This window comes from Bradyrhizobium sp. USDA 4532, assembly GCF_024171315.1.
GTDB lineage: Bacteria > Pseudomonadota > Alphaproteobacteria > Rhizobiales > Xanthobacteraceae > Bradyrhizobium > Bradyrhizobium australafricanum.
Map to the genome: position 1 here is coordinate 8,225,338 of NZ_JALJZN010000001.1, position 25,252 is coordinate 8,250,589.

The 25,252-nt window shown below is 65.6% G+C and carries 15 protein-coding genes; 4 read left to right on the top strand and 11 right to left on the bottom strand.

Annotation, left to right across the window (positions count from 1 at the left end; all coding sequences use genetic code 11):
- Positions 1-65: 65 nt before the first annotated feature.
- A complete protein-coding gene (ligD, locus tag J2R76_RS37970; protein WP_253625768.1) occupies positions 66-2,708 on the top strand; it encodes a DNA ligase D in 2,643 nt (880 codons plus the stop codon).
- Positions 2,709-2,787: 79 nt separating this feature from the next.
- Here ligD and J2R76_RS37975 read toward each other — a convergent pair whose 3' ends face one another.
- Positions 2,788-2,952, bottom strand: coding sequence for a DUF3309 family protein (locus tag J2R76_RS37975; RefSeq protein WP_076823921.1), 165 nt, complete (start codon positions 2,950-2,952; stop codon positions 2,788-2,790).
- A 168-nt stretch (positions 2,953-3,120) separates the two neighbouring features.
- Between J2R76_RS37975 and J2R76_RS37980 the strand changes: the two genes are divergently transcribed.
- A complete protein-coding gene (locus J2R76_RS37980; protein ID WP_038382949.1) occupies positions 3,121-3,429 on the top strand; it encodes a polyhydroxyalkanoic acid system family protein in 309 nt (102 codons plus the stop codon).
- Between the two features lie 9 nt (positions 3,430-3,438).
- Here the strand turns inward: J2R76_RS37980 and treY are convergent, their stop codons facing one another.
- Genes treY through J2R76_RS38010 form a run of 6 tightly spaced genes read right to left on the bottom strand, consistent with a single transcriptional unit; the run spans position 3,439 to position 17,457 of the window.
- Positions 3,439-6,219 (bottom strand): malto-oligosyltrehalose synthase, encoded by a 2,781-nt coding sequence (gene treY / locus J2R76_RS37985; protein ID WP_057014878.1) that lies wholly within the window; start codon positions 6,217-6,219, stop codon positions 3,439-3,441.
- Between the two features lie 4 nt (positions 6,220-6,223).
- Entirely contained in the window at positions 6,224-7,975 is a 1,752-nt protein-coding gene (treZ, locus tag J2R76_RS37990) for a malto-oligosyltrehalose trehalohydrolase (RefSeq protein WP_253625769.1), read from the bottom strand.
- Positions 7,972-10,044: a glycogen debranching protein GlgX gene (gene glgX, locus J2R76_RS37995; RefSeq protein ID WP_057014880.1), complete on the bottom strand. Its 2,073-nt coding sequence runs from the start codon at positions 10,042-10,044 to the stop codon at positions 7,972-7,974. The genes treZ and glgX overlap by 4 nt, the downstream gene beginning before the upstream one ends.
- Positions 10,045-10,047: 3 nt before the next feature.
- On the bottom strand, positions 10,048-12,195 hold the full coding sequence (glgB, locus tag J2R76_RS38000; protein WP_253625770.1) for a 1,4-alpha-glucan branching protein GlgB: 2,148 nt from the start codon (positions 12,193-12,195) through the stop codon (positions 10,048-10,050).
- Positions 12,192-15,497, bottom strand: coding sequence for a maltose alpha-D-glucosyltransferase (treS, locus tag J2R76_RS38005; RefSeq protein ID WP_253625771.1), 3,306 nt, complete (start codon positions 15,495-15,497; stop codon positions 12,192-12,194). Before treS ends, glgB begins: the two co-directional genes overlap by 4 nt.
- Positions 15,498-15,507: 10 nt before the next feature.
- A complete protein-coding gene (locus J2R76_RS38010; RefSeq protein ID WP_253625772.1) occupies positions 15,508-17,457 on the bottom strand; it encodes a maltotransferase domain-containing protein in 1,950 nt (649 codons plus the stop codon).
- Positions 17,458-17,660: 203 nt separating this feature from the next.
- Here J2R76_RS38010 and malQ point away from each other — a divergent pair, with 203 nt between their 5' ends.
- Both malQ and J2R76_RS38020 read left to right on the top strand, forming a co-directional pair.
- Positions 17,661-19,610, top strand: a complete 1,950-nt coding sequence (gene malQ, locus J2R76_RS38015; protein ID WP_253625773.1) for a 4-alpha-glucanotransferase — start codon at positions 17,661-17,663, stop codon at positions 19,608-19,610.
- Between the two features lie 15 nt (positions 19,611-19,625).
- Entirely contained in the window at positions 19,626-21,434 is a 1,809-nt protein-coding gene (locus J2R76_RS38020) for a glycoside hydrolase family 15 protein (protein ID WP_253625774.1), read from the top strand.
- Between the two features lie 235 nt (positions 21,435-21,669).
- Here J2R76_RS38020 and J2R76_RS38025 read toward each other — a convergent pair whose 3' ends face one another.
- Genes J2R76_RS38025 through zwf form a run of 4 tightly spaced genes read right to left on the bottom strand, consistent with a single transcriptional unit; the run spans position 21,670 to position 25,234 of the window.
- Positions 21,670-22,473: an HAD family hydrolase gene (locus J2R76_RS38025; RefSeq protein ID WP_092085690.1), complete on the bottom strand. Its 804-nt coding sequence runs from the start codon at positions 22,471-22,473 to the stop codon at positions 21,670-21,672.
- A complete protein-coding gene (locus tag J2R76_RS38030; protein WP_057014886.1) occupies positions 22,470-22,958 on the bottom strand; it encodes a gluconokinase in 489 nt (162 codons plus the stop codon). The genes J2R76_RS38025 and J2R76_RS38030 overlap by 4 nt, the downstream gene beginning before the upstream one ends.
- A 28-nt stretch (positions 22,959-22,986) precedes the next feature.
- Complete coding sequence (pgl, locus tag J2R76_RS38035) at positions 22,987-23,739, bottom strand: 6-phosphogluconolactonase (protein ID WP_229189658.1); 753 nt, start codon at positions 23,737-23,739, stop codon at positions 22,987-22,989.
- Between the two features lies 1 nt (position 23,740).
- On the bottom strand, positions 23,741-25,234 hold the full coding sequence (gene zwf, locus J2R76_RS38040; protein WP_253625775.1) for a glucose-6-phosphate dehydrogenase: 1,494 nt from the start codon (positions 25,232-25,234) through the stop codon (positions 23,741-23,743).
- Positions 25,235-25,252 lie beyond the last annotated feature (18 nt).

Here is a 25,252-nt window from a genome sequence, read left to right on the forward strand (position 1 = left end):
TGGTTCCTGATGGCCGCACGGAGGCGGCGGCCGTCGTTTGCGCCAAGGGTTTGCCGAGGTTTGTTGTGTCGCTGAGAAACCTGTCCACCTATCGCAAGAAGCGCGACTTCGAGAAGACCAGCGAGCCGTCGGGCGACGTCAAGGTCGCACCCAGCAAGCAGCGGCGCTTCGTCATCCAGAAGCACGACGCGACGCGGTTGCATTACGATCTGCGGCTCGAATTCGATGGCGTCTTCAAGTCCTGGGCGGTGACGCGCGGGCCCTCGCTCGATCCGCATGACAAGCGGCTGGCGGTGGAGGTCGAGGATCATCCGCTCGACTATGGCGATTTCGAAGGCACCATTCCCGAAGGCCAGTACGGCGGCGGCACGGTGCAGCTGTGGGATCGCGGCACTTGGGAATCGGACGATCCCGAGCGCGGCTTCAAGAAGGGCGACCTGAAGTTCACGCTTGAGGGCGACAAGCTGCACGGCAGCTGGGTGCTGGTGCGGATGAAGGGCGACCGCTTTGGCGGCAAGCGCACCAACTGGCTCCTGATCAAGCACCGCGACGAATATGCCGTTGACGGCAACGGCGAGGAGATCCTCGACGAAGACCGTTCGGTCGCCTCCGGACGCTCGATGGCGCAGATCGCGGCCGGCAAGGGCCGGGCGCCGAAGCCGTTCATGCTGGCCAAGGGCAACGGCAAGGCCAAGGCGGACGCGGTCTGGCAGTCCAACCACGGCATGGCTGCGGACGCGCGCGCCAGGACCAAGGCGCCGGCGCCCAAGGAGCGGCTGAAAGTGACGCGGCAGGCGAAACCGAAGCAGGTATCGGAGATGCCCGATTTCGTCGCGCCGCAGCTCTGCGCCGCGGTGGAGTCTCCACCCAATGGCACGGGCTGGTGCCACGAGATCAAGTTCGACGGTTACCGCGTGCAGCTCCGCGTCGAAGACGGCGAGGCCGTGCTGAAGACGCGCAAGGGGCTCGACTGGACCGCCAAGTTCGGCGCGATCGTGAAGGAGGCGGAGAAGCTGCCCGACGCGCTGATCGATGGCGAGATCGTCGCGCTCGACAAGAACGGCACGCCGCATTTTTCGACGCTGCAGGCCGCGCTCTCCGACGGCAAGACGGATCGGCTGATCTTCTACGCGTTCGACCTGCTGTTCGCCGGCACCGAGGACCTGCGCCCGCTGCCGCTCGCCGAGCGCAAGACGCGGCTGAAGCAATTGCTCGCGGCGCGCAAGGGCAAGAACCCTCTGATCCGCTATGTCGAACATTTCGAGCAGCGCGGCGAGGCGGTGCTGGAATCCGCGCGCAAGCTCGGCCTCGAAGGCATCGTCTCCAAACGGCTCGACGGCGCCTACCGTTCCAGTCGCTCCGACGACTGGACCAAGGCAAAAATCCGCGCCGGCCATGAGGTGGTGCTCGGCGGCTGGAAGACCACCAATGGCAAATTTCGCTCGCTGATGGCGGGCGTCTATCGCGGCGATCATCTGGCGTTTGTCGGCATCGTCGGCACCGGCTTCGGCCAGGACACGGTCCGCCGCATCATGCCGGCACTGAAGGCGGCGGAGGCGGACAAGAGTCCGTTCGGCGGCAAGGACGCGCCGAAGAAGACCCGCGACGTGCACTGGCTCAAGCCGGAGCTGGTCGCCGAGATCGAGTTCGCCGGCTGGACCGACGCCGGCAATATCCGCCAGGCCGCCTTCAAGGGCCTGCGCCAGGACAAGCCGGCGCACGAGGTCGAGGCCGAGCGGCCGGTTGTAACCAAAGTGGTGAAGCCGATGGCCAAGGGCGTGGCGAAGAAGGGCACCGGGAAGGCGTCCAGCGAGGTGATGGGTGTCGTCATCTCGCACCCGGACAAGGCGCTGTGGCCCGATGCGGGCGATGGCGAGCCGGTGACCAAGCTCGACCTCGCGAACTATTTCGAGGCGGTCGGCGAATGGATGATCTCCTATCTCAAGGGCCGGCCGTGCTCGATCGTGCGTGCGCCCGACGGCATCAAGGGCGAGACCTTCTTCCAGCGTCATGCGATGGCCGGCACATCAAAACTGCTCAAGCTTGCGAAGGTCTCGGGCGACCGTAAACCCTATTTGCAGATCGACCAGATCGAGGGCCTGGCAGCAGTCGCGCAGCTCGGCGGTCTCGAGCTGCATCCCTGGAATTGCGCGCCCGATGCCTATGACACGCCGGGCCGGCTGGTGTTCGATCTCGATCCCGCGCCCGATGTTGCATTCACCGACGTGATCGACGCCGCCAAGGACATGCGGCAACGGCTGACCGCGGTCGGCCTCGAAAGCTTCTGCAAGACCACCGGCGGCAAAGGTCTGCACGTCGTCACACCGCTGCTCGCAGGCAGCAGGGACAAGGTGACGTGGAAGGAGGCCAAGGGGTTCGCGCAGGCGGTCTGCCAGTGGATGGCGCAGGACGATCCCGAGCGCTATCTGATCAACATGTCCAAGGCCAAGCGCACGGGAAAGATCTTCCTCGACTATTTGCGCAACGACAGGATGTCGACGGCGGTCGCGGTGTTGTCGCCGCGGGCGCGTCCGGGGGCGACAGTGTCGATGCCGCTGACCTGGCCGCAGCTGCGCGGTGATCTCGATCCGAAGAAATTCACGCTGCGCACCGTGCCGGCCTTGCTCGCGAAGACGAAGGCCTGGGATGGCTACGAGGATGCGGCGTCGTCGATCAAGTCGGCGATGAAGAAGCTCGCGGCCAAGTAAGCGCCGTCCAACGAAGCACCACCCGCTTTCGCGGGTGATGCTGGTCGTCGATATCGGCAGGACGCAACGCTACCAAGGGCTACAGTCGTCCCATCAGGAGCAGGATCAGCAGAATCACGACGACCAGGCCGAGCCCGCCGCCGCCGTAATAGCCGGTGCCGTAAAACGGTCCGCCGCCGATGCCGCTGAAGCCGCCAAGCAGCGCAATGACCAGAATGATGAGAATGATCGTTCCAATTGACATCTAGCGTCTCCTCAGCCCCGCGGGCCCGTCTCGTTTCTGCCCTTCGGGAAGGAAAACAACCCGTAACTGTGAAGGTTCCGGAGTTGGCGCTGTGATAAACCTGTGTGGTTCTTCCGTTTGCCTTGGAACAGAACTACATCAACCAAACCCACGGAGGAGTGCATCGCAATGTCGGCGCCGCTGATCGTTTCGATACCCCATAGCCTCGGCCGCGACGAGGCGATGCGCCGCTTGAAAACGGGCCTGTCGCGCGCGACGGCGAACCTGCCGGTCATAAGCGTCGACGAGGAGCGCTGGGACGACAACCGGATGAGCTTTCGTGTCCGGGCGCTGGGGCAGGTCGCGGCCGGGCATGTCGATGTCGAGGATGCCCATGTGCGCGTCGAGGTGACGCTGCCGTGGCTGCTGCAACGGTTCGCCGAGGTCGCGCAGGTGGCGATCCAGAAGCGCGGGAAATTGCTGCTGACCAAGCGCTGACGCAGGACGTCAGGCGTGCGAGCGGGCCGGCCTTGCGGTGCGTTTCGTCCCCGCGACCTTTGTCTTGAGCACGGCAACCGGCAGATTGCCGAACAGTTCCGGGAGCTGAATCCGGGTTGCGCCATCCCTGAGCGCATATCCAGCCGCGTCGATTTCACCTTCAAAAGCCTCGGGGCGCGGCCAGCTGCGGCCGCCCTGCGTGAACGGGGCGAATGACCTTGCCACCGCAACGATGGCCGCCTCGCGGCCATGGCGCCGCGCGAAGGCAATGACGTGATCGCGGTGCGGGCCGCTGACCGCGAGCGGCATGTAGTCGCCGCTGGTGAACACATCGGCCATCTCGTTGCGGAGCCGGAGCAGATGCCGCGTCCATGCGAATTTGAGGCGGCCGTCGCGCCAGTCTTGCGCCAGCGCATCCCAATCCGGCGTCTCCAGTGCGGCGAGCATTCCTGTCCGTTCGGCAAAGTCGACCGGGCGGCGGTTGTCCGGGTCGACCAGCGAAAGATCCCAGCTTTCGGTGCCCTGGTAGAAATCCGGCACGCCCGGCATGGTTGCCTTCAGCGTGATCTGGCTGAGCGAATTCAGCGCGCCGATCAACGCGGTCCGTTGCGCCAGCGTCCCCAGCGCATCGAGGAATTCCGGCGAAGTCTTGCGATCGAGGATTCGCTCGATGAAGGCTTTCACGCCGGCCTCGTAAGGCTGGTGCGGATTGAGCCAGCTGGTTTCCTGCTTGCCCTCGCGCGCCGCCTTCAGCGCGTAGGCCTGGATGCGGGCGGCGAGCGACGCATCATCGGGATCCCAGGCGCCGAGCAGGGCCTGATACAGCATGTATTCGAACGTCGCCGATGGCGCGCGCATCTCGCCGTCGAGCACCAGATGCGGCGCATTCAGGACCTTCCAGCGCGCCACCGCGCTGGTCCATTCGCCGGGGATTTCCGCAAGCGCCATGATGCGGGCGCGGGCGTCCTCGCCGCGCTTGGTGTCGTGGGTCGCGGTCGCCGTCATGCCGTGCGGCCATTCGCGGGCGCGGGCCTGCATCATGGCGTGGAAGGTCTCGGGCGCGATCGCGCTCGCCGCCGGATCGCCGCCAACCTCGTTGAGCGCCAGCAGTCGGTGATAGCGATAGAAGGCGGTATCCTCCAGCGACTTCGCCATCATCGGCCCGGTGAATTGCTGCACCTTCAGCGCGAAGCGTCGCACCCGCGGCGCGCCATGCGGCGGCCGGCCGGGCTGCAAAAGGTCCATGGTCAAGGCATCGCGCAGGAAATCGAAGATGCCTTCGTCGGCGGCGAACCAGTCGGCGCGAGCGCGCTCGATGGTCTCGCTGATCAGCGTGCGGTCATGCGCGGCGGGACCGGAGGCGGTCAGATAGGTCCGATAGACCGGAAAGTGCAGCACATAGAGCTCGAGCGCCTGCCGCAGACTGTCGCCGGAGAAGTCGCGGGTCGAGTAGTGTCCGCTGGCAATGCGCGCAAGCAGCCGCGCCAGCACGGTGAATTCGCTGGTGAGTAGCGTCTCCAGCACGCGTTGCTTGGCCTCGCGCAACACTGGCGTCAGGTTCGGCGACTGGTTGCTGATCTGGCGCCAGATCTCGTTCAGCGGATCGAGGCCGCGACCGTCGACCAGTGCCTGGCTGATCGTGTTCATCCATTCATACCCGGTGGTGCCGTGAACGCCGCTGAATTTCGGCAGCTTCTCGTCCTCGCCGAGGATCTTCTCGATCACCATGTAGAACGGCCTGGCCTTCGCGCCCTGCGCGGAGCGGATCAGGCGGCGCAGCCGCTGGAAGTACTGCGCGGGATCGCGCAGGCCGTCGATATGGTCGAGCCGCAGGCCCTGCAGCCGGTCTTCGGCGATCAGCCGCTTCACGAGGCTGTGGCTCGCCTCGAAGGTCGCGGCGTCCTCGACCCTGAGGCCGGCCAGCGTGTTGACGTCGAAGAAGCGGCGATAGTTGATGTCGCTGGACGCCAGCCGCCAGTGGCCGAGCTTGTAGTGCTGGCGTTCCAGCAAATGATGCAGGGCCAGCGTCTGGGTCGGGCGGTCCTCGCCGGCGCGATAGGCATCGAGGCCGCGTGCGATGACGTCGGCGCCGCCCTCGATCGCCTTGATCGCCGCCTTCAGCGCCGGCGCTTCGACGCGGTTGGGGCGACGCAGCGCCCGGTATTGCGCGGCGAGCTCGAGCATCGCGCGTCCGGTCGGGCTGTCTTCGGCCGCGGCCTCGCGGACGATGGTGCGCAGCACCTCGCCATAGCGCTCCGGCGCGATCGGCAGGCGGTGCTCGAAATACCAGGCCGAGAAGCTGCCCTCGTTCGCGTCATAGCGCAGCTCGATGTCGCCGCGCTCCAGCGCCTGGCCATAGGACGAGCCGAGGATCGGCAACAGCACGCCGCCGCGCGCGCGATAGGGCAGCTGGTCCCAGTCGATGTCGAAGGAGACCGCGTGCGGCGACGCCGGTCCCCATTCCAGCACATCGAGCCACCACGGATTGTCGGCGAAGTGAACGCCGACATGGTTCGGCACGAAATCCAGGATCAGGCCGAGATCATGGCGCTTCAATGCGTCGCTCAGCCGCGCAAAGCCCTCCTCGCCGCCGAGCTCCGGATTGAATTTGGTGTGGTCGACGACGTCATAGCCGTGGGTCGAGCCCTTGCGCGCCTTCATGAAGGGCGACGCATAGACATGGCTGATGCCGAGCGCCTTCAGATACGGCGCCACGCCGGCGGCGGCATCGAAGTCGAAATCGGCAGTGAGTTGCAGACGGTAGGTCGCGATCGGGATCGCCGGAGGCATTGTGCTATCCGATGTGCCAGCGCACCGCCCAGCCGGGGAGGTCGCTCGACAACGCGCCGCCCCAGATCGCAGTTCCCTTCGGCTCCGGTCCATCGGGGATGTCGCGAGCGGACAAATTGGCTGTCAGCCGCAGCGTGCTGCCGTCGCCCATCTGCCAATGCGCCGTCAACAGGTCGCCAGCCACGATGGCATCGCCGAAACGGCACCCTTTGAGCCGGGGCATGATCTCCTGCCGGCGAACGGCGAGCAGGTCGCGCACCAGCGCAAGCCGCGCGCGCGCCGGATCATGGCCGAGCGCCGCCCAGTCGAGCACGGCCGACCGCACCGTTTCGTCGGCGAGCGGGTCGGGAATGTCGTCGCCATATTTGGCATAGGCCCAGGCGAACTCCTTGCGTCGTCCGGCGCGGACGGCATTGGCGAGCTCGCCCTTGAAATCGCAGAAGAACGGGAAGGGCGTCGTCGCGCCCCATTCCTCGCCCATGAACAGCATCGGCGTGGTCGGCGCGATCAGCGTCACCGCCAGCGCCGCCGCGACCGCCTCCGGCCGGGCAATGCTGACGAGACGATCGCCGAGCGGCCGGTTGCCGATCTGGTCGTGGTTCTGCAGGAAGTTGATGAAGCAGGTCGGCGACAGTATGCCGCTCGGCTCGCCGCGGGCCTTGCCGCCCCAGAACTCCGAGACTTCGCCCTGGTAGATGTAGCCGGACGACAGCGCGCGTGCGAGGTCCTGCTTCGGCGCCCGGTAGTCGCCATAATAGCCCTGCGTCTCACCGGTCAGCAGCACGTGCCAGGCGTGATGATAGTCGTCGTTCCATTGGCCGCGGAATTTGCCGTGCGGCGGATCCTCGGCGGCATCGAGCAGGCTTGCAATGTTGTCGCCGTTTTCGAGCACGAGGTTGATATAGCGGCCGGTCTCGGTGGCGAGCTTGCCGGCGGCATTGCTGAAGTCATGGAGCACGGAGACTTCGCCTGCTTCGACGATGGTGTTGACCGCATCGAACCGCAGCCCGTCGAAGCGATAGTCGCGCAGCCAGCTCACCACGCTGCCGATCGCAAACGCGCGCACCTCGGGCACACGATAATCGATAGCGCTGCCCCACGGGGTGTGCGCGTCACTGAAGAAGGACGGCGCATAGCGGCCGAGATAATTCCCCTCGGGGCCGAAATGGTTATAGACCACGTCGAGCATCACCATCAGCCCGCGCAGATGCGCTTCGTCGATCAGGGTCTTGAGGTCCTCGGGCCGGCCGTAGGCGCTGTCGGGCGCGTACCACAGCACGCCGTCATAGCCCCAGTTGCGCTTCCCGGCGAAATCCGCCAGCGGCATCAGCTCGAGCGCGGTGATGCCGGTCGCCACGAGATGATCGAGCTTGTCGATCATGGCGCGATAGGTGCCCTCTCGGGTGAAGGTGCCGACATGGGCCTCGAGGACGACGGCCTCATGCCAGGGGCGTCCGCGCCAGTCCGTCGCGCGCCACTTGAAGGCGGCGTGGTCGACCACATCGCTCGGGCCGAACACGTCGTCCGGCTGGAATGCGGAGGCGGGATCCGGCACATCGACTTCGTCATCGACGCGGAATTTGTAACGCGTGCCGGCGCGCGCGCCCGGGACCTCGGCGACGTACCAGCCGGCTGCATCGCGCGTGAGCGGATGCGGGTTGTCGAGCAGGAGGTCGACGCGCTTGGCCGCCGGCGCCCAGAGCCGGAAGCGCGTGCCGTCAGGTGTCAGCTCGGCGCCGAAATGTTGTCTGTTCATGTGGAGCCTGCAAATGCCAGCACCGAGCGCGGCGGTGCCCTGGTATCGGCGCCGGATGCGAATTGCTCAGCCGTTTGCTCAGCCTTGGTCGTGTTCAAGACCTGCCGCCAGCTCCTGTATTCCGCCATCCTCGGCATCCTGAACACGATCTCCTGCGGTGCGGCATTGAGCACGATAAAGATCGGCGCCTGTCCTGGTTCCATCGGCCCCAGCACATAGGCGAGGAAACGGCTCTCGGGGAATTTCCAGTCGGATTCCTTCATCTCTTCGGCCGCGGGCGTCAGCCAGAGCACGCCGTAGCTGCCGTCGGTGCGGCGGCCGTCGAGCCAGCGCTGGCAGCGGATTTGGCCGAAGCGCTGGCGCAGTGCGGTGAGGTGGCTGATGAAATCGATGGCGTCGTCGTCCGTGCCGAGGTTCTCCCAGCCGATCCAGCCGGTCTCGTTGTCCTGGCAATAGGCGTTGTTGTTGCCACCTTGCGTGTTCGCGACCTCGTCGCCGGCGAGGATCAGCGGCGTGCCCTGTGCGAGCAGCAGGCAGGCCAGCGCATTCTTCCGCAGCTGGCGGCGCAGCGCGATGATGGCAGGATCGTCGGTCGGGCCCTCATGGCCGCAATTGTTGCTGTGATTGTCGTTGGAGCCGTCGCGATTGTCCTCGCCGTTGGCCTCGTTGTGCTTCTCGTTGTAGCTGAAGAGATCGGCGAGCGTGAAACCGTCATGCACCGTGATGTGGTTGACGCTGGCGCGGGTCGCGCGGTTGTCGTGGTGAAACAAATCCGACGACGCGGTCATGCGGCCCGAGATGTCGCCGATCAGGCTGCCTTCGCCGCTCCAGTAGCGCCGCATCGCGCTGCGATAGCGGTCATTCCATTCCGACCATTGCGATGGAAACGCACCGACCTGGTAGCCGCCGAGACCGAGGTCCCAGGGCTCGGCGACCATCTTGGCGGTCGCCAGCACCGGGTCCTGGCGGATCGCGGTGAGGAAGGGGTGGTTGCGATCGAACCCGTTCGGCCCGCGCGCCAGGGTGGTGGCGAGATCGAAGCGGAAGCCGTCGACATGGCAGACCTCGACCCAGTAGCGCAGCGAATCCATCACCATCTGCAGCACGCGCGGATGGGTGAGGTTGACCGAGCTGCCGCAGCCGGTGAAGTCGTCGTAGAAGCGCGGGTTCTCGCGGTTCAGCCAGTAATAGGAGGCATTGTCGATGCCGCGGAAGCACAGCGTCGGGCCCATATGGTTGCCCTCGGCGGTGTGGTTATAGACGACGTCGAGCAACACCTCGATGCCGGCATCGTGCAGCCGCGCCACCGTGGTGCGGAAGGAATCGAGCGCATTGTCCTGGGCGTAGCGCGCCTCCGGCGCGAAGAAGGCGATGGTGTTGTAGCCCCAGTAGTTCGCCAGCTTCTTCTCGACCAGGATACGGTCGTCGATCAGGCCGTGGATCGGCAACAGCTCGATGGTGGTGACGCCGAGCCGCTTGAGGTGATCGATCATCGCAGGCGACGACAGGCCGCCATAGGTGCCGCGCAGGTTCGGCGGCACGTCCTCGCGCTTCTGCGTCAGGCCCTTGACGTGGGCCTCGTAGATGATGGTGTCTTCCCAGGGGATATGCGGCCGGATCTCGCGGCGGCCCCAGTTGAAGGTCTCGTCGACCACGACCGCCTTCGGCATGCCGCGGGCATTGTCGCGCCGGTCGAACGAAAGGTCCTCGCGCGCGCTGCCGGTGCGGTAGGCGAAATGCGCATCGCTCCATACCAGCCGGCCGGCGAGCCGCTTGGCGTAGGGGTCGAGCAGCAGCTTGTTGGCGTTGAAGCGATGGCCGCGCTCCGGCGCGTAGGGCCCGTAGACGCGATAGCCGTAGAGCTGGCCCGGCGAGACGTCGTTGAGATAGCAGTGCCAGACGTCTTCGGTGCGCTCCGGCATCTCGATCCGCTCGAGCTCGCGGCGGCCCTGGCCGTCGAACAGGCACAGCTCCACCTTCTCCGCATTCGCCGAGAACAGCGCAAAATTGGTGCCTCTGCCGTCCCAGCTTGCACCGAGCCGTGCGGACGTACCCCCGGTCAGTCGCATCAATCAGCTTTCCGGTACGAGGAAGATCGCAGCCAGCGGCGGAATGGTCAAACTCAGTTCGGGCGTGGCGTCCTCCGATGCTAGCACCTCGCCGACATTGCCGACATTGGTGCCGCCGTAATGCGCGGAATCCGAGTTGAACACCTCGTGCCACTTGCCCGCGAACGGCACCGGGACGCGATAGTCGCGGTAGACGTTGGGTGAGAAGTTCGCGATCACGAGGCAGCGTGCGCGCTCGGCATTGCCCTTGCGGATCCAGGCAAACACGTTGTTGTTGGCATCGTCGGTGATGACCCATTCGAAGCCGGCCTGGTCGCAGTCGAGCTCGTGCAGCGCCGGCAGCGCGCGATAGAGCCGGTTGAGGTCGCGGACCAGGTTCTGGATGCCGCTGTGCCTCGGCTGTTGCAGCAGATGCCAATCGATCGAGTAGTCGTGATTCCACTCGCGTTCCTGGCCGAACTCGCAGCCCATGAACATCAGCTTCTTGCCGGGGTGGCCGAACATGAAGCTGTAATAGGCGCGCAAATTGGCAAAGCGCTGCCAGTCGTCGCCGGGCATGCGGCCGAGGATCGAGCGCTTGCCGTGCACCACCTCGTCGTGGGACAGCGGCAGGATGAAATTCTCCGAGAAGGCGTAGTGCAGGCCGAACAGGATGTCGCCGTGATGGTATTTGCGGTGGATGGGATCCTTGCCGATATATTTCAGCGTGTCGTGCATCCAGCCCATGTTCCACTTGTAGCCGAAGCCGAGCCCGCCATACTCGACGGGACGCGACACCTGCGGCCATGCGGTGGATTCTTCCGCCGCCGTCGTCGCCTGCGGAAAATGCGCGAACAATTCGGTGTTGAAGCGGCGCAGGAAGTCGATCGCCTCGATGTTCTCCCGGCCGCCATATTTGTTCGGAATCCAGCCACCGGCGGGACGGCTGTAGTCGAGATAGAGCATGGAGGCGACGGCATCGACGCGCAGCCCGTCGATGCCGTAGCGATCGAGCCAGAACAGTGCGTTCGACACCAGGAAGTTGGTGATCTCGGTGCGCCCGTAATTGTAGATCAGCGTGCCCCAGTCGAGGTGACGGCCCTGCAGCGGATTGGCGTGCTCGTAGAGCGCGGTGCCGTCGAAATTGCCGAGCCCGTGCGGATCATCGGGGAAATGCCCGGGCACCCAGTCGAGCAGCACGGCGAGCCCTGCGCCGTGGCAGGCGTCGATCAGCGCGGCGAAATCGTCCGGCGAGCCGAAGCGGCTGGTCGGCGCGAACATGCCCGTCGGCTGGTAGCCCCAGGAGCCGTCGAACGGATGCTCTGATATCGGCAGGAATTCGACATGGGTAAAGCCCATGTCGCTGGCATAGGCCGGCAGCTGCTCCGCCATCTCGCGATAGGTCAGCCACTCGTTGCGCCCCTTGCGCCGCCACGATCCGAGATGGACCTCGTAGATCGACATCGGCGAGCTCAGCGCGTTGACGCGATCCGGCGCCGGGCGCGGATGCGGGATCTTGCGCTCGTCGATCACGATCGAGGCGGTCTTCGGGCGCACCTCGGCGGCGAACGCCAGGGGATCGGACTTCAGCGGCAGATGCTGGCCGTTGCGCCCGATGATCTCGAACTTGTAGTGGTCGCCGACCCTTGCACGCGGGATGAACAGTTCCCAGTAGCCCGGGCCGCGCACGCGCATCGGATGCCGCCGTCCGTCCCAGAAATTGAAGTCGCCGACCACGCTGACCCGGCGCGCATTCGGCGCCAGCACCACGAAGCCGATGCCGTCGACGCCGTCGAGCGTCATCGGATGCGCGCCGAGCGTGTCGTAGACGCGCTGATGCGTGCCTTCGCCGAGCAGATAGAGATCGAAATCGCTCAGGATCGGCGGAAAGCGGTAGGCATCCTCCAGCTCGACGACGTTGTCGCCGAAACGGGCGCGGAGCTGGTAGCGCGTCGAGCCGTTCGGCAGGGGGCCTGCGAACAGGCCGGCGTCATGGATTCGCGCCAGCTGTGCGGTCTCGCCATGCTCGCCGATCGCCTCGACATTGCTGGCATCGGGCAGGAAGGCGCGCACGACGTTGCGGTCCCCCTCTGGGTGAAGCCCGAGATAGTGGAAGGGGTCGGAGTGGCGGCCCTCGATGATGGCATAGGCCTCGGCGGGCAGTTTGCTCATGCAACCTCATGCGGCTGTTGCGCCAGGATCCTCAGCAGGCCGGTGAGCGGCACCCGCAGCCAATCCGGCCGGTTGGCCAGCTCATACTCGATCTCATAGAAGGCTTTCTCAAGCAGGAAAAAACTGAGCAGGCGGTCGGCCGTCTTGGCGTCGGCGGGCCACAGCCGCTGGCCGGCCACCGTCTCGCGATAGGCCGCCAGCAGGGTATCCGCGGCCTGGTCGCGCCATTCGGCCAAGGCGAGGCTCAGCCGGCCGCTCTCGTCGGGGGAGACCTTGAGCGTGCGTTCCAGCGCGGCGGTCGCCGCATAGTCGATCGAACGGATCAGGCCGGCGACGTCGCGCGCCGGCGGTGCCTTGCGCCGCCGCTCGGCGATGGTGCGGCCCGGTCCGCCGTCGAAATCGATGATGAAGACGTCGTCCTTGACCACCAGCAACTGACCGAGATGCAGGTCGCCGTGATGGCGGATATTGAACCCGTCGGTTTCGCGCGGGAGCAGCGCCTTGAGCCGCTCCGGCAGCGTGTCGTGCTGGGCCTGCAACTGATCGGCCAGCAGCCGGTCGGCCTCTCTCAGCGAGCCGCGCCGCTGCTTCAGCGTATCGAACACGCGCTCGGCCCGCGCCATGATCTCGTCGGCCCAGCGCTGCAGGTCGTCGGGCTTGGTCGGCTCGGGCGCGAAGTCCGGCAGGTCGCGGTTGCTGGCGAGCGCCAGATGCAGCTCGGCCAGCCGCTTTCCGCTATGCGACATGTGGCGCAGAAAGGTCGCCTGGTCGCCGTTCTCCACGGGGTGCTCGCTCACCGTCAGCAGGCGCTGCCGTTCGACCAGGCGGTCGAGGTGTGCGCCTGCGATGGTCCAGAGGTCGCCCTGGTTGACGACCATCGCATGCAGGACGGCGATGGCGCTGCGCTTGTCGCACTCGATCAGCTCGGCGGTGCCGAGCAAGGCAGGGGTGTTCGGAAAGTTGACCACCTCGGTGAGGAAGCGGCCCATCTCGATCTCCGGATTGATGCCGACCTCGAGCTTGCGATAGATCTTGGTGACATATTCGTTGTCGACCAGCGCGGTCGAATGCGGCTGGTCGTTCTCGAACACCCGGATACGCTCGGGCTGCCGCACCGGCCGGTCGGAGAAGCGGCTGGTCGGCCGGAATTCGAGCTTGAGGCCTTGCTCGCCTTCGTCGACCGTGAGGTTTTCCCGCAGGTTGCGCAGGAACAAGCCGGTGAAGATCTGGTCGGTGGCAACGTCGAGCAGCGTGCCCTCGCGCGCGCCCTGGCGTATCGCGGCGAAGGCGCGCGGGTTGTAGCGCTCGCGGTCGAAGCGCACCCACTCGATCTGCATCGGCAGCACGTAGCGGCTGGTGGTGCCGCGCTGCGTGGTCTCGAAGAAGGCGAGCCACGGCCGGTTGTCGCCGATGTCGCAGAACGGGATCGCGGAGACCAGCACCGGCTGGATCGCGCTCGCCGATCGTTCCGGATACCAGCGCGTGCGGGCGAGATGACCGGGCAGCACGTCGTGCTCGAACACGCCGCGGGTGCGCGCCAGTGACATCCAGGTCGAATTCAGCGGCACCACCAGCGTCTCGAATTCCGGCACCGCGCGCGGCGTCACCGGCTCGGACTTGTCGCGCTCCTGCAGCTGGAACCAGTAGAAGCCGTACGGCGCGAGCGTGATCATGTAGGGCAGCTCGCCGATAGCCGGGAAGCGCGTGCGGCCGAGCATCTCGAGCGGAATGCGGTCCTTGAAGGCGGAGAGGTCGAGCTCGGTGGCCTGCGCCGACCGCGACAGATTGGCGATGCACAGGATCGCCTCACCCTGGTACTGGCGCACATAGGCCAGCACCGAGCGGTTCTCCGGGCGGATGAAGGTCATGGTGCCGCGCCCGAAGGCAAGCGTCGACTTGCGTACCGCGATCAGCCGCTTGGTCGCCGACAGCAGCGACGACAGGCTGCGTGACTGCGCCTCGACATTGACGGATTCATAGCCGTAGACCGGGTCCATGATCATCGGCGCGTAGAGCCGCGCCGGGTCGGCGCGCGAGAAGCCGCCGTTGCGGTCCGGCGACCACTGCATTGGCGTCCGCACGCCGTTGCGGTCGCCGAGATAGATGTTGTCGCCCATGCCGATCTCGTCGCCGTAATAGATGATCGGCGTGCCCGGGAACGACAGCAGCAGTGAGTTCATCAGCTCGATCTTGCGCCGGTCGTTGTCCATCAGCGGCGCAAGGCGGCGGCGGATGCCGACATTGATGCGGGCGCGCGGATCGTTGGCGTACGTCGACCACAGATAGTCGCGCTCGACGTCGGTGACCATTTCCAGCGTCAGCTCGTCGTGATTGCGCAGGAACAGCGCCCACTGCGCAGCGGCGGGAATGTCGGGCGTCTGCCGCAGGATGTCGGTGATCGGAAAGCGGTCTTCCTGGGCGATCGCCATGTAGATGCGCGGCATCAGCGGGAAGTGATAGGCCATGTGGCATTCGTCGCCATGGCCGAAATATTCCTGCACGTCCTCCGGCCATTGATTGGCTTCGGCCAGCAGGATCTTGCCCTTGGCGTAGGCGTCGAGCTCCTGGCGCAGCCGCTTGATGATGGCATGCGTCTCCGGCAGGTTCTCGTTGTTGGTGCCGTCGCGCTCGCACAGATAGGGAATGGCGTCGAGCCGGAAACCGTCGACGCCGGTGTCGAGCCAGCGCTTCATCACCTGCACGATGGCGCGCACCACGCGCGGATTGTCGAAATTCAGGTCCGGCTGGTGCGAGAAGAAGCGGTGCCAGTAGAACTGGCCGGCCTCCGGATCCCAGGTCCAGTTCGACTTCTCCGTATCGGTAAAGATGATCCTTGTATCGAGGTATTTCTGGTCGGTGTCGCTCCAGACGTACCAGCTGCGCGCGCTCGAATTCGGCGGGCTGCGGCGAGCGCGCTTGAACCACGCATGCTGGTCCGAGGTGTGGTTGACGACCAGCTCGGTGATGACGCGCAGGCCGCGCTTCTTGGCCTCCTGGATGAAGCGCTTGAAGTCCTTCATCGTCCCGAAATCGGGATTGATGTCGCCATAGTCGCCGATGTCGTAGCCGTCGTCGCGGCCGGGCGAGGGATAGAACGGCAACAGCCACAGCGCGGTGACGCCGAGCTCCTGCAGATAGCCGAGTTTCTCCGTCAGCCCCGCGAAGTCGCCGATGCCGTCATTGTTGCTGTCGGCAAATGCCTTGACATGCAGCTGGTAAATGATCGCGTCCTTGTACCACAGCTGGTCCGCAGTCTCGGTTGCGACCTTCTCCTGGGTATTGACGGAGGAGAATACGTTCATGACGGCTCCTTCAGGCGACACAGCGCAGCAGCAACGCGGGATCGCGCGCAGGATCTATACGTAGACGGATGCCTCCCCATTCGAGCGCGTGGCGCTCTCCGGTGACAAGGTCTTCCACTGCCGAGACGGGGCGGCGGGCATCGCCACGGCCGACCATGACGTCGCCGAGCGGCAGCCAGACCTCACGCAGCTCGGCTGATAATGCAATCGCGGCCGCGATCACATTGCCCTGATCGACGGCCTCCTTGATGAAGCCGATCACGCCACCGTCATCGACACTTATAAAGCGCAAATTGGCGAATTGTTGCAGGGCCGGATTGCCGCGTCTGATCCGGTTGAGAGCTGCGATATAGGGCTTGATGTTCCCCGGCTGCTCCCAGTTGCGAACCCTGATCTCGTACTTCTCGGAGTTGAGATATTCCTCGCGGCCGGGGACCGGCGTGTGCTCGAGCAATTCGAAGCCGCTGTAGATGCCATAGCTGCTTGAAAGCGTCGCGGCCAGCGCGAGACGCGACTTGAACATCCAGGATTCGCCGCTTTGCAGGTGGAAGGGCAGGATGTCCGGTGTGTTGACGAAGAAATTCGGCCGAAAGAAGTCACGCTCGGGATAGGAGGTCAACTCGCCGAGATATTGTTCGAGCTCGAAGCGCTGCGTCCGCCAGGTGAAATAGCTGTAGGACTGTGTGAAGCCGAGCTTGGCGAGGCCCTTCATCAGTTTCGGGCGCGCGAAGGCTTCCGCAAGGAACAGCACGTCCGCGTCGCGGTCCCGCACCTCGCGGATCAGCCACTCCCAGAACGCCAGCGGCTTGGTGTGCGGATTGTCGACCCGGAAGATCCTGACGCCCTGTTCGACCCAGAACAGCACGACGTCGCGCAGCGCGCGCCACAGCGCAGCGGCATTCTCGGACCCGAAATCCGGGTTGACGACATCGTCCCAGCGCTGCGGGGGATGCTCGGCCGTGCGCATCGATCCGTCCGGGCGCCGCTTGAACCACTCTGGATGTTCGTTCAGCCAGGGATGATCGGGGGAGCACTGCACGGCGAAATCGAGCGCGACCTCGAGGCCATGCGCCTGGCTTGCCGCCACGAAGGCGCGGAAGTCGTCGAGCGTGCCGAGTTCCGGATGCACGGCGTCGTGGCCGCCCTCGGCTGCGCCGATCGCATGGGGGCTGCCGGGATCGCCCGCCTGTGCGATCGCGGCATTGTTGCGGCCCTTGCGGTGCTGCCGGCCGATCGGGTGGATCGGCGCGAGCAGGACGACGTCAAAGCCCATCGCGGCGATGTCGGGAAGCCGCGCGATGCAGTCGTTGAAGGTTGCATGCATGCCCGGTGTCTTGCCCTGGCTGCGCGGAAACATCTGGTACCATGCGCCGCTGCGCGCCCGCGGGCGGTCCGCGGTCAGCGGGTAGAGCTGCGATCGCATCAGATCGCGGCGAAACTGGCTGCCGGCCATCGCCTCCCGCAATTCGGGCGCGAGCAGCGCACCTGGTTCGCCGGTCTGCAGAAAGATTTCGCACTGCCTGATGATGACGGCCGCCGCCGCCGGGCTGCCGGCCTGCGCCTGGGTCAGCATGCCCGCGCCTTCGAGCGCGTCCAGCGTGTGATCGCTGCCGTCGCGCGGCGTCTGCTCGAAACGATGCCGCCAGCTGGCGAATTCATCGGTCCAGGCCTCGATCGCGAAGGCGTAGCGGCCGGGCCGGTCGGGCACGAAAGCGCCGCCCCAGCGGTCATCGCTGTGCGCCGTCATCGGCGCGACCTGCCATTCGCTGTCGCCCTCGCGCCGCCACACCAATGCCGCCGATATCACGTCATGTCCGGCACGGTAGATGTCGGCCCACACTTCGACAGGTTCGCCCACAATGCGCTTGACCGGAAAGCGGCCGCCATCAACCGACGGATAGACATCGGTGATATGAAAAGTGCCATGGGCACTCTCGACAGGCCGGAGGGTTTTGTTCACGGTGATGCCGCCATTAAAAATGCAAATGACGTCCCGGCGCCGGGAAGGAGGCGCGCCAGACCCATATAGAAAGCCGCTCGCCGGGCAATGGTTCCCGGTGGGAACGCCGGATAGGGTAGAGCGTTGAACATCAACTATCCCTTTCCCGTATCTGTACAATTTAGCAACGATCCACCTACCGTTGCGAGCAGGCAGCGTGCCGAATGGACCTTTACGCCAAAGCCCAGACCCTGGGAATCCAGACCGAGTATATCGATGGCAGCGGTCACCGCCGTGTGACAACCCCCGAGGCGCTCACGGTGATCCTCGATGCGCTGCCGCCGCAGGCGCCCCGTCGGATCATCGCCGATCCCGTGGTGGTCAGAGGCGGCCAGGCTGCGCAAACGCAGTTCTCGGAGGCTGCCCGGCTTCCGGTGCAATGGAAGCTTGCGAATGGCACCGGGGTGCTCGCGCAGGGCGAGGCGCGTGAGCGCAGTGTGACGTGGCCGTCAGGTCTGCCCGAAGGCGTGCACCGGTTGCAGCTATCGGACGCATCTGGCAGCGAGGAGCTGCCGCTGCTGGTGGCGCCGCACGGCGCCTTCGGCGGCGAGTTCGACCGCTGCTGGGTGATCGCGGTGCAACTCTACGGCGTGCGGTCCGCGCGCAACTGGGGCATCGGTGACTTCACCGACCTGCAGCACCTGCTCGAATTCGCCCACCGGCTCGGCGCCGACGGCGTCGGGCTCAATCCGCTGCATGCGCTGTTCGACGATCGGCCCGGCGATTGCAGCCCGTACTCGCCGAACAGCCGGCTGTTCCTCAATGCGCTTTACATCGACGTCGAGCAGATTCCCGAATTCCGCGTCGATGCCGAGACCAAGGCCGCGCTGGCACCGCTCCGCAGCCACGACATGGTCGACTATGTCGGCGTCGCGGCGCAGAAATGGCCCGCGTTGCGCGCGGCGTTCGCGGCCTTCAAGGCCAACCCGGGCCTCGGCCGCTGGCAGGATTTCGAGGCCTATCGCAACGAGCAGGGCACGCTGCTGTCGCGCTTCGCCTGCTTCGAGGTGATGCGGCACAAATTCAACACGCCGTGGTGGGAATGGCCGGACGAATGGCGGCAGCCGAGCGACGCAGCTTGTGCAAAATTGCGCCGCTCGCGCGACTCTGCCGCCGAGGTCGAGTTCGTCGAATTCGTGCAATGGACCGCGGACCGTCAACTCGGCGCCTGCCAGGCGCTGGCGCACAAGCGCGGCATGCGGGTCGGGCTTTATCTCGACGTCGCCGTCGGCGTGCAGTCGGACGGGTTCGACGCCTGGAATGAGCAGATCGCGATCTCGCGCCATCTCGGCGTCGGCGCGCCGCCGGACCCGCTCAACACGGCGGGCCAGGACTGGGGGCTTGCCGGCTTCAACGCCGCGGGCCTTGAACAGCGCTCGTTCGAGCCGTTCAGGCAGATGCTGCGCGCCTCGATGCACCACGCCGGCGCAATCAGGCTCGACCACGCGTTCGGGCTGAAGCGGCTCTATCTGGTACCGCGCGGCTTCGGCCCGGCCAATGGCGCCTATGTGCTGATGCCGTTCGAGGCGCTGCTGGCGGCGACCGCGCAGGAGAGCGTGGCGAGCCGCTGCGTCGTGATCGGCGAGGACCTCGGCACCGTACCTCCCGGGTTCCGCGAGCAGATGAACGGCTGGGGCATCTGGTCCTATCTCGTGATGATGTTCGAGACCGACGACCAGGGCGTCTTCCGCAACGCCGACTACTATTTGCCGAATGCGCTGGTGACATTCAACACCCACGACCTCTCGACCTATGCGGGCTGGCGCTCGTTCAGCGACCTCAGGACCAAGCGTGCGCTCGGGATCGATCCCGGCGAGACCGACGAGGGGCGCTGGCACGCGCTCGGCCAGCTCGACGACGTGCTGCGCCGGCACGACATCCACGCGAACGATTTCTATTCGGTGGCGAGCTTCCTGGCACGGACGCGGTCGCGGATGATGGCGGTGTCGATGGAGGACCTGCTCGGCATTGTCGAGCAGCCGAACATCCCTGGCACCGTCTACGAGCATCCGAACTGGAAGCGGCGGCTCCCGGTCTCGATCGAGCATCTCGCGTCGGCGATCGACGTCGACGCCCTCAAGCGCGCGACCCGCGAGCGCTCGCACACCGGGTAACGCGGAGCGCGGCGCGTGGCCTCTCGTATCGAAGACTATGGGCTGATCGGAGATTGCGAGACCGCCGCGCTGGTTGGCCGCGACGGCTCGATCGACTGGCTGTGTTGGCCGGCGTTCGATTCCGACCCCTGCTTCGCGGCGCTGCTTGGCACGTCGAGGAACGGTCGCTGGCTGCTGGCGCCCACAGGCGAGATCAAGCAGACCTCGCGGCGCTACTGGGACGATACGCTGATCCTGGAGACCCGGTTCGAGGTGGAAGGCGGCGCGGTCGCGCTGATCGACTTCATGCCGCCGCGCGGCAACGCCTCCGATGTGGTCCGCCTCGTTCGCGGCGACAGCGGCCGCGTCAAGATGCGCATGGAGCTGGTGATCCGCTTCGGCTTCGGGGTCGATGTCCCCTGGGTGCGGAAGAATCCGGATGGTGACGGGCTTCTGGCGATCAGCGGGCAGGACATGACCGTGCTGCGCACGCCGGTCGAAACCCGCGGCAAGGATCTGACCACGATCGCCGATTTCGAGATCGGCGAGGGCGACACCGTGCCGTTCGTCCTGACCTATGGACCGTCCTATCACCCGGTGCCGGAGGCGATCGACCCTGAGGCTGCGCTGAAGGACACCGAGGAATACTGGCGGGAATGGTGCAGCCGTTCGACCTATGACGGCAGCTATCAACGCGCCCTCGTGATGCGCTCGCTGATCACGCTGAAGGCGCTAACCTTCAGGCCGACCGGCGGCATCGTCGCGGCACCCACCACGTCGTTGCCGGAAAAGCTCGGCGGCGCGCGCAATTGGGACTACCGGTTCTGCTGGCTGCGCGACGCCACCTTTACGCTGCTGGCCCTGATGAACTCGGGCTACACCGAGGAAGCGGCAGCCTGGCACAACTGGCTGCTGCGGGCCGCAGCCGGCGCGCCGGCCAACATGCAGATCATGTACGGCATCCTGGGCCAGCGACGCCTCTTGGAATGGGAGGCAGGGTGGCTGTCCGGCTATGAAGGGGCGCAGCCGGTACGCGCCGGCAACGCCGCGCATGCGCAACTTCAGCTCGACGTCTATGGCGAGCTGATCGACGCCTTCCATCAGTCCCGCATGGCCAAGCTGAAGCTCGACGAAGAGAACTGGTCGCTCGAATGCACCGTCGTCACCCATCTCGCCGATGTCTGGGATCAGCCGGATCACGGCATCTGGGAACGCCGTGGCACCCCCAGACACTACGTGTTCTCCAAGGTGATGTGCTGGGTCGCCTTCGACCGCGCCATCAAGAGCGCGGAGCGGTTCGGCTTCAAGGGGCCGCTCGTCAAATGGCGGGTGCTGCGCGAGGCCATTCATCGCGACGTCTGCCAACGCGGCTTCGATCCCGGCCTCAACAGTTTCGTCGAGAGCTATGGCTCAAAGTTGCTCGACGCCAGCCTGCTGCTGCTGCCGTCGGTCGGCTTCCTGCCGTCGGGCGATCCGCGCATCCGCGGCACGATCGACGCGGTCGAACGGCATATGATGCGCGACGGCTTCGTGCTGCGGCACGATCCGCGCGAGGTGTCCGATGAGGTCCAGCCGATCGAGGGCGCGTTCCTGGCCTGCAGCCTGTGGCTAGCCGACGCTCATGTGCTGGCGGGAGATGTCGACAAGGCGCAGACCATGTTCGACCGCGTGGTGGCGGTCGCCAACGATCTCGGACTGTTGGCCGAGGAGTTCGATTCCGGCGCCGGCCGGCAGACCGGCAATTTCCCGCAGGCGCTGACCCATATCGCGTTGATCAACACCGCGCACAATCTCAGCGCCGCCAGGGCCGACGCCGAGAAGCCTGCGGTGCAGCGTTCGACTTAAACCACCGCGGCGATGCCGCCCTCCATCTTCCGCTTGCGGGACCGCCGCAGGTCCGCGCTGCCAAAATATCGAAAACAACCCCATGCAAAGGAGCCGGCAGCTGCCGGCACTCGACCAGGCAACTTGACACGTCGGGCAAATCAGGAATATATTTCCAATATTCCGAAATAGTGCGAGTGTGATCGGCCGCCTCAAGGAACCGCGGATTGGTCGGGTGACAGATCTCGCCGTGGCTTCAGCGAAGCTGCAACACCGTGTCCATCGCGCGTGCGAAACCGTCCTGCTCGTTAGATTCGGTGACATGGGTGGCGCGCGCCTTCACGTCATCGCTGGCATTGCCCATCGCGAAGGAGACGCCGCTGCGCGCGAACATCGGCAGATCGTTCTGCATGTCGCCGATCGTGGCGACGTTCTCCAGCGGCACGCCAAGGCGCTTCGCGATGCCCTCGACGAAGGTGCCCTTGTCGTGGCCAGGCGGGGTGACGTCGAGATAGTAGGTCTGCGAGCGGACCGCGGTGGCATCGCGGCCGACCATCTGCTGCATCTCCGCCTCGCAGCGTTGCAGCAGGGCCGCATCCGAGCTCGCGCCGACGATCTTGCAGGCCTGATCGAGATAGGGCGTGAAATCGCCGACGATGGTCGGATCATGCTTGATCGTGTGCTGCTCGTGGGCGGTGTACTCGCCGTCAGGATTCCGCGTCAGCCAGCGGTCGTTGGTGAACAGCCAGATGTCGACGTCGCGCTCGCGCAGCATGTCGATGCAGCGTTTTGCGACCGCGGCCGGGATCAAATGCTGCTCGAGGGGCTTGAGCTGCGGATCGACGATCGAAGAGCCGTTGAAGGCGCCGATCGGCTGTGTGATCGCAAGCGGCGCAACCAGAAAGCCCATCCCGATCGTCGGCCGGCTGGAGACGATGGTGAAGCCGATGCCGGCCTCGTGCAGCCTGCGCACTGCCGCCCTGGCGCCGTCAGTCAAGGTCTTGTCCTTGGTGAGCAGCGTGCCGTCGACATCGGATACGACAAGGGCGATGCGGGTCATGTGCGGTCCAGCTTCAGTTGAGTGACGATGTCTTCGACGATGGTTTCGACCGGACGGTCGATCGCAACCGTGATCGGGCGTTCCTCCGGGGTCGGCGGCTCCAGCGTCTTGAACTGGCTGGCGAGCAGCCCCGGCGGCATGAAATGGCCCTTGCGCGCGCCGAGCCGCGTGGCGATCAGCTCCTGCGAGCCGTCGAGGAAGACGATGCGGATATCGTCGCGGCCATGCACCAGGATGTCGCGATAGGCGCGCTTCAGCGCGGAGCAGGCGATGACGGCGCGTTCGCGGACGCCGCAGGTGCGGTCGATCTCGTCGGCGATCGCGCGGAGCCAGGGCCAGCGATCCTCGTCGGTGAGCGGCTGGCCGGAATGCATTTTGGCGACATTGCTTGGCGGATGAAAACTGTCGCCGTCCTCGAAGCGCCAGCCGATCCTGATCGCCAGGCGGTCGGCGATGGTGCTCTTGCCTGAACCCGACACGCCCATCACGACCAGTGCGCAGGGGTTTTGTCCGTCACCCACGAAAGTCCTCCGGCAGCGCGGCCTGATCGATCAGCCAGACGGTCTCGCCCAGCGATCGCGCGCGGTTTGCCGGCAGGTTCTCGCCTGCGAAGAGGCGCGTCAAGATCGCGCGCTTGTTCTCGCCCGCCACCTCGAACAGCATCTCGCGGCAGGAGGCGAGGGCGGGCAGGGTCAGCGACACGCGCGGCACGAACGGCTCGACATTGGCCTTCGGCACGCCGACCACCCAGCGCTGGGTTTCCTCGACCGCGGGATAACCCGGAAACAGCGAGGCGGTATGGCCGTCGGGGCCGATGCCCATCAGCACCAGGTCGAACAGTGGCCGCTTCGGATCGAGCTGTTCGGCGCCGTAGAACGCCATCAGCTCGTTCTCGTACAGCGCCGCGCTGACGTCGGGATCCCTGAGATCGGCGGTATCGGTCGCGATCGGATGGACATTTGCGGCCGGTGCACAGCGGTCGAGGAAGGCCTGGCGCGCCATGCTCACGTTGTGCAGCTTGTCCTTGCGCGGCACAAGGCGCTCGTCGCCGATGAACCAGTCGATGCGGTCCCATGGAATCCTTTGGCGATAGTCCGGCGTCGCCAGCAGCTGATAGAGCGCCTTCGGGCTGGAGCCGCCGGTGAGGCACACCGCGATCCGGCCGCTGTTCTGGTCGATCCTGGCGATCACCCGCTCGGCGGCCGCCTGCGCCAGTGCCGCCGGATCGGCGACCGTGATGATCTGGCGCTCGCCGGTCGCGGTCATGTCAGCCCAGCTTCCGCCAGCTGCGGCCGTCACGCGTCAGCAGCGCATTGGCGGCCTCCGGGCCTTCGCTGCCGGCCTTGTAGGGTTGCAGGCCACGGCCGCCGGCGCTCTTCCAGGCGTCGATGAAGGGCTGCACCGCCTGCCATCCGGCCTCGACGCTGTCGGCGCGCTGGAACAGCAGATTGTCGCCGATCATGCAGTCATAGATCAGCGTCTCGTAGCCGGTCGACGGCTCGGCCTTGAAGTAGTCCTTGTAGCGGAACTTCATCTCGACGCCGTCGATGTTGATGGTCGGGCCGGGTACCTTGGTGTTGAACTGCAGCTCGATGCCTTCGGTCGGCTCGGTGGAGATGACGAGGTAGTTCTGCGACAGGCGATCGACCGACGTGTCGCGGAACATCGCAAACGGCGCCTGCTTGAACTTGATCGCGATCTCGGTGCGCTTGGTGGTCAGCGCCTTGCCGGTGCGCAGGTAGAACGGCACGCCGGCCCAGCGCCAATTGTCGATGGTCAGCTTCAGCGCGGCATAGGTCTCGGTCGAGCTGTCGGGCCTGACGTCGGGCGTCTTGAGAAAGTCCTCGATCTCGGTGTCGCCGATCCGGCCGGCGCGATACTGGCCGCGCACCGAATTGTGCAGCGCCTCCTGTTCGCTCTGGGTCTGGATCGCGCTCAGCACCTCGGCCTTTTCGGAGCGCACCGCGTGGGCGTCGAACCGCGCCGGCGGCTCCATCGTCACCAGCGACAGCAGCTGGAACAGATGGTTCGGCACCATGTCGCGCAGCGCGCCGGTGGCGTCGTAGAAGCTGCCGCGATGACCGACGCCGAGCTTCTCGTCGACGGTGATCTGGATGTGGTCGATGTGGTTGCGATTCCAGATCGGCTCGAACATGCCGTTGGCGAAGCGCAGCACCAGGATGTTCTGGACGGTTTCCTTGCCGAGATAGTGATCGATCCGGTAAATCTGGTGCTCGTCCATCAGCTTCAGCAGCGCGGCATTCAGCGCCCTGGCCGACGCCAGATCGGTGCCGAACGGCTTTTCGACGATCAGCCGCCGCCAGGCGCCGTTCTCCTCCAGCATGCCGGTGCGTCCAAGCTGCTGGCTGATCGGGAGAAAGGCCCGCGGCGGGGTCGCGAGGTAGAACAGCCGGTTGCCACCGGTGCCGCGCGCCTGTTCGAGCTTCTCGAGCCGCTCGTTCATGGCATCGAAGGAGGGCGGATCGCTCGGATCTGCCTCGATCGAGGTGACGCATTCGAACAGCCGCGTGACGACCGCCTCATCGAGCGGCCGGGTCGCGAATTTGCGCAGCCCTTGCATCAGGCTGTCCTTCATCTGGTCGCTCGACATGCCCTTGCGGGCGATGCCGACGACGCAGAATTTCTCCGGCAGCAGATTGCCGGCGGCAAGATTGTAGAGCGCCGGGATGACAAGCCGATGTGTCAGATCACCGGTGGCGCCGAAGATGATGAAGGAGCAAGGGTCTGGTTTCTTCTGCACGTGACCTTCCGCGGTTCG